The sequence below is a fragment of the Ohtaekwangia sp. genome (genome assembly GCF_036568665.1).
Lineage (GTDB): Bacteria > Bacteroidota > Bacteroidia > Cytophagales > Cyclobacteriaceae > Ohtaekwangia.
In genome coordinates, this window is sequence record NZ_DATCSD010000436.1 from 1 (window position 1) to 5,958 (window position 5,958).

At 45.0% G+C, this 5,958-nt stretch carries 2 protein-coding genes; both read left to right on the plus strand.

The genetic code is table 11. The annotated features are described in order from the left end of the window. A partial coding sequence (locus VIN08_RS25685; RefSeq protein WP_331971786.1) for a hypothetical protein occupies positions 1 to 4,467 on the plus strand: 4,467 nt, incomplete at its 5' end. A gap of 13 nt (positions 4,468 to 4,480) precedes the next feature. Continuing rightward, positions 4,481 to 5,958 (plus strand): hypothetical protein (locus VIN08_RS25690; RefSeq protein ID WP_331971789.1); only part of this gene is annotated, 1,478 nt, incomplete at its 3' end.

A 5,958-nucleotide genomic window follows, 5' to 3' on the forward strand; every position in this document is an offset into this window, starting at 1 on the left:
ATACTCGAAGAAGGCATGACGCCTGCTACAGCTTCGAACGATTCTATTCAGCGGTATATTGATCTCGCGCGTACGTTGTTTGCCAAAGTACGCGAGACACAGAACTTCATCACCAATATAGATCAGGCAAGTAAAGTAGAACTACCGGTAGGTATATCGAAAACACTTGGTGGCGTAACGTACGATATAGCGATCAACGCGATCCGGCTAAAACCTGCGTATGCAGAACTCGATGTATTCCTTCAATTCGAAGTGCCACAAAATAACCAGGTGCTTACCTTCATGGCACGTGGTATCAAGTTCTCGAAAAATGCCGGTATAGTAGGCGATGCTAAACTTGAACTGCTGGGCGACTACGCTATAAATTTCAATGGCGATAAAGTACAACTTGTATTGAAAGGTACATCTTCCGGCCAGGGTACATATGCTGTTATGGACTGCGATGGCTTCCGTGAGTTATCGCTGGATGCCGAAGTAAAATTCTCGCGCGATCTTATTCGTCCGGAAAATGCGAATGGTTCAGTTGGTACAGGCAATGTACAGACAAGTTTTAAAACGGTATTGAGTGGATGGAATGATCTTGTGGTGCAGATCGATCTTCCTCCGTTCCAGGTAAATGGTTTGAATGGTGTAGGCTTCAGTGTACGCGATGCTGTTTTTGATTTCAGTGATCTGCGCAACGCACCCGCTGTAGTTTTTCCGACAGGATATCAGTCAACACAATTTTTACCAGACAATCCAAATTTATGGAGAGGCTTTTACCTGCGTCAGCTCACCGTTAGTCTTCCTCCGGAGTTGCAGAAGAAAGGTGCCACTACTCGCACAACGTTCTCTGCCGAAAATGTATTGATCGATAACATGGGTATCACCGGTAAATTTACCGGCACCAATCTTATACCGCTCAATCAAGGTGATATGAATGGCTGGGCATTCTCACTGGATTCCCTAGCCATCGAGTTGCGTGCCAATCAAATTGTGCAGGCAGGTTTCTCGGGTGGCGTTGTTATACCGATCGGTAAAGAAGATCAACCATTCGATTACTCCGCACTCATTAGTACAGGCGGTAATTATCTCTTCAATGTTTCTCCTGCCAGTAACATGACTTTCCCGTTGTGGGGTGCGGGCAACGTACAGATATACGATGCTTCTTATCTCGAGATAAAAATACAGGACGGTAAATTCCTGCCGAAGGCAAACCTGCACGGACAGATGACTATAGCAGCCAAGCTGAGTCAGGGAGGACAAGGTGTAGAGTTGGCTAACATCACTTTCGAGAACCTGGAGATCCAATCCGTTAAGCCCTATATCAAAGTTGGGAACTTCTCATTCGGATCAGAAGCCCTGCAACAAAAGATGGCCGGCTTCCCGATCAGCATCAACGATATAGGATTGAGAAGTATATCCGATACCGAAGTTGGTTTGGATTTTAAATTAAAACTGAATCTGGTAGGAGAGAGTGCCGGATCTTTTGCAGCAGACGCTGGCCTTACACTGGTCGGCAATATGGATTCCGGCAAAGGATTACAAAGCTGGAAGTATAAAGAGATTTTGGTAAATGAGATCGGTGTTGATATAGATGGCGGAGCTTTCAAGATCAACGGTCGATTGAAATTTTACCGTAACGATGTTATGTACGGCGATGGCTTTAATGGATCAGTCAAAGCCGAATTTACACCTGGTATAAAAGTTTCAGCGAATGCCATCTTCGGTAACGTAACGGGTATGCGCTACTGGTATGCCGATGCTATGGTAAACTTCCCCTCCGGTATACCCATCTTCACCGGTGTAGGTATATATGGTTTTGGCGGTGGCGCATACTATGCTATGAAGATGGACAATCAGGGTATTGGCAGTGACCTGGGAAGAACATCGTCAGGTGTAGTATATGTACCCGATTCAAAATCAGGATTAGGTTTGAAAGCCATTGTTAGTATAGGTTCTTATCCGAAGCCGGAAGCATTCAATGCCGATGTAACCTTCGAGATATCGTTCTTTAAAAGTGGTGGTGTGCGATATATAGCATTGGGTGGAAACGGATACCTCATCACTCCGGGACTTGATCTTAACCTCGACAAGATGAAAGGTGCTGCCGGTAAAATGGTGGGCGCTGTGAAGAAAATGGAAGGCCAGATGTCTGATGCAACCATGGGACTTGTAAAGAGTGCCGGCAACGAAAATTCCATGACCGAGATCTTTGGTGAGATTGGAGATAAAGCTGGTCAGAAAGGACAGATCTCTGCGAAGGTGATGATCGACTATGACTTTGAGAACAGCGTATTGCATGGAACGTTTGAAGTATTTGTAAATGTAGCCGGAGGCTTGATCAAAGGTGTTGGCCCCAACGGTAGAGCCGGATGGTCAGTACTGCACTTTGCTCCGCATGAATGGTATGTATATGTAGGTACACCGTCTGATCGAGTTGGTATAAGTCTGGGAGTTGGTTCGATTCGCGCAAGTGCTACCAGCTATTTCATGGTAGGATCGAAGATATTGGAGAGTCCGCCACCACCGGAAGAAGTAACACGCATACTGGGCGGTGGCGACTATGACTATATGAAAGACCTCAACGCGCTGGGTACTGGCGGAGGATTTGGCTTCGGTGCTGCGTTGAGTATAAATACCGGTGATCTTACCTTCCTCATGTTCTATGCGAAGTTTGAGGCAGGTCTTGGTTTCGATATCATGCTGAAAGATTACGGTGATGTAAAATGTAAAGGCAAGAGCGGAACGCTGGGTATAAACGGATGGTATGCCAACGGACAAGCGTATGCATACTTTGATGGAGATGTAGGTATACGTGTAAAAGTATTCGGCTTCAAACGAAACATAAGTATACTTAGTATAGGGGCAGCCGTATTGTTACAGGCGCAGCTCCCCAACCCTATATGGATGCAGGGTACAGTAGGCGGACACTTCAGTGTTCTAGGTGGTCTTGTAAGCGGACAATGTAAATTCCAGGTTACACTGGGAGACAAGTGTGAAATTGAACGCGAAGGAAGTGTAGTGGAAGATCTGAAGGTGATCGCGCAGATAACACCGGATAATGGTGTGAAAGATATAGATGTATTCAACGCACCACAGTCTGTATTCAACTTTGCTGTAGGTAAATCATTTAACCTGGTAGATATAGATGAGCAACCTAAATCTTTCCGTGTAAAATTAGAGTACTTCGGTATTAAAGATGGTACGCGCGAGATTCCTGGTTCTATTGAATGGAACGAAAGCCTGGATGTAGCGGCATTCAATTCATTCGAAACATTGCCACCACAAAAAGAACTGAAAGCATCAGTACAGGTTAGCTTCGAAGAATTTGCCAGCGGTATATGGAAGCCTGTTATAGTAGACGGTAAAAAAGTAGTTCACTCGATGGAGACAGCCTTTACTACCGGCACAGCTCCTGACTATATTCCTTTGAATAACGTTGCCTATAGCTATCCGCAGATCAATCAGGTGAACTTCTATAGCAAAGAATATGATAAAGGGTATATCAAGCTGAAGAAAGATCAGCCGTATCTCTTCAACCTCGACAGCAAGTGGAAGCAAAAAGGCCGCTTCATCGCCAACGGTACAACATCGCTGGTAGATATTCAGTATCAGTCAGGCGAAGTGAGCTTTGAAATACCAAAGTCATTGGAGAATGGAGCGGTATATTCTATTGAACTGGTAAATATGCCGGCCAGTGCGAGCACGTCAGTTGATAAGAATGTAAGTGATGATGTTTCGAAAGTGGGAGGCGATCAAAGTGTAGACCTTGAAATGAAAGGTAAAAAAGCAGAGGGTACACTGGAGATACTACAGGAGAAAACATTCTTCCAGACGCACTTCAGAACCAGTCAGTATGCAACGTTCGCACAGAAAGTTAATGGACTTCAGTATTCGCCAGCGTGGAGAAGACAGATACGTAATTTCGTTCACGAGTTAGGAGTAACCGTAAATGCGAGCGAACTCTTCAGTCAGTCGGAAATATATGGTGATAATGATACGAAAGCTCTTGTACGCTTTGAGTCGATCGTATCGAACAATCCTTATTACGACAACCAGATTAATCCATTGATCTACGATGGCTATCCATTGGATGGTATAGGTACTATATCGTGGCGTTCACCCGAAGTGGAAGGAGTACTTCCGGTGAAGAATGTATCCTATATCCGTCAGTATCCTTCCAACATTGTTATGAGCGATAACGATGTGCAGGCAAATACATTCAGCTTCAGCACGAATGAAGGAGCCTTTATATACAACGCTGTACACTATATGGAATACGATTTCCGTGATATACAGAGTCGCATGGTGAACAAGTATATCAATACCGGGGCTGCGAGCGATCGGGTTAAATCATTGCTGCTGTCGCCATTCCCGATTATAGCGGATGGAACGTATGCAGTAAAATTACAGTATGTGTTGCCGGGCAAAGACATTGTTACATCAACACAAGTGATACAGATGACGAACACCATCAAACCGTAATGAATTAAAAAGAATGACCTTTCGTATATACTATATTTTGTTACTGATGCTCTTGCTGGTAGGAGTGAGTACTTCCTTTGCGCAGCAGCAGCGCGGGCGAATCTATGCCATTGCTAAACCTTCGAAGGAAAAGATACAATTACGCTGGGGACCAGACAATGATGTAGCGTGGCAATACCTGGTAAAGAATGGTGTCACGATCGAGCGTATCACTGTTTCACGCAACGGAGCGCTATTGCCCATACCGGAGCGAAGCCAGCTTACATCACAACCGTTGAAGCCGTGGCCCGCCACAGCATGGCAACCTCGTGTGGCGAATGACGATTACTTTGCTATAGGAGCGCAGTCTCTATACGGTGATGATTTTTCTGTTACCAACACCAAAGGTAAAAGTGATGTTGTAGAGATGATGAACATGTCGAAGCAACAGGAACTGCGTTTTTCCTTTTTGTTGTTTGTGGCCGATCAATCTTTTGAAGTAGCGAAAGCTGCCGCACTGGGTTTTGAAGACGGAGCTGTGCGACCAGGCGAGCGGTATCTATACCGTATATACCCCAGCAAAGCATTACCGATAAAAATAGATACCGGTATAGTATATATAGGCACAGATGATAAATATGAATTGCCACAGCCATTGGATCTGAAAGCAACGTTTGGTGATAAGGTAGTAAACCTGAGCTGGAACAGAGCCTATCACGAGCGCATCTACAACAGCTATATCGTAGAAAAATCGGAAGATGACGGGAAGACTTTCAACCCGATCAACAAGCTTCCATTTGTGATGACAGCTCCGGAACGTGCGCAGGCTTCTCCCTATATATACAGGGCAGACTCACTGTCGCAGAATAACAAGCGCTATATATACAGGGTGCGGGGTATAGATGCCTTCGGAGAAAAAGGACCTGCTTCTGAAACGGCATCAGGTATGGGAAAAGACAAGAGCAGCTTCCAGGTACAAATCAGTCGTTCGCAGGTAGTCAATAATCAACAGGTACATTTGGAATGGGAAGTGGAGCCTCGCGATAAAATAGCAGAAGTTAGCCGGTTCAAACTCTTCCGGTCCAATTCAGTTACGGGTAAGTATGATGTTGTAAAAGATAACATTACTCCGGGAAGTCTGACCTATACCGATCCTACGCCACGACCAACCAATTACTATATGGTGTCGGCATTTACCAATGACGGACAGGCGATCAATTCGTTCCCGATACTGGTTCAGCTGGAAGATAGTATACCGCCTTCAGCACCGATGGGACTTACCGGTATAGTAGATACAACCGGTCTCGTACACTTGCAGTGGCGGGCGAATAACGAAGACGATCTGGTAGGCTATCGAGTATATCGCTCACTCTATAAATCATCCGAATACTCGCAGGTAACACACACCTTCTTAAAGGGCGTAGATTACCAGGATACAATCAATATACGTTCACTCGATAAGAATGTATACTATAAGATCACAGCATTGGATACGCGTTATAACGAATCGAA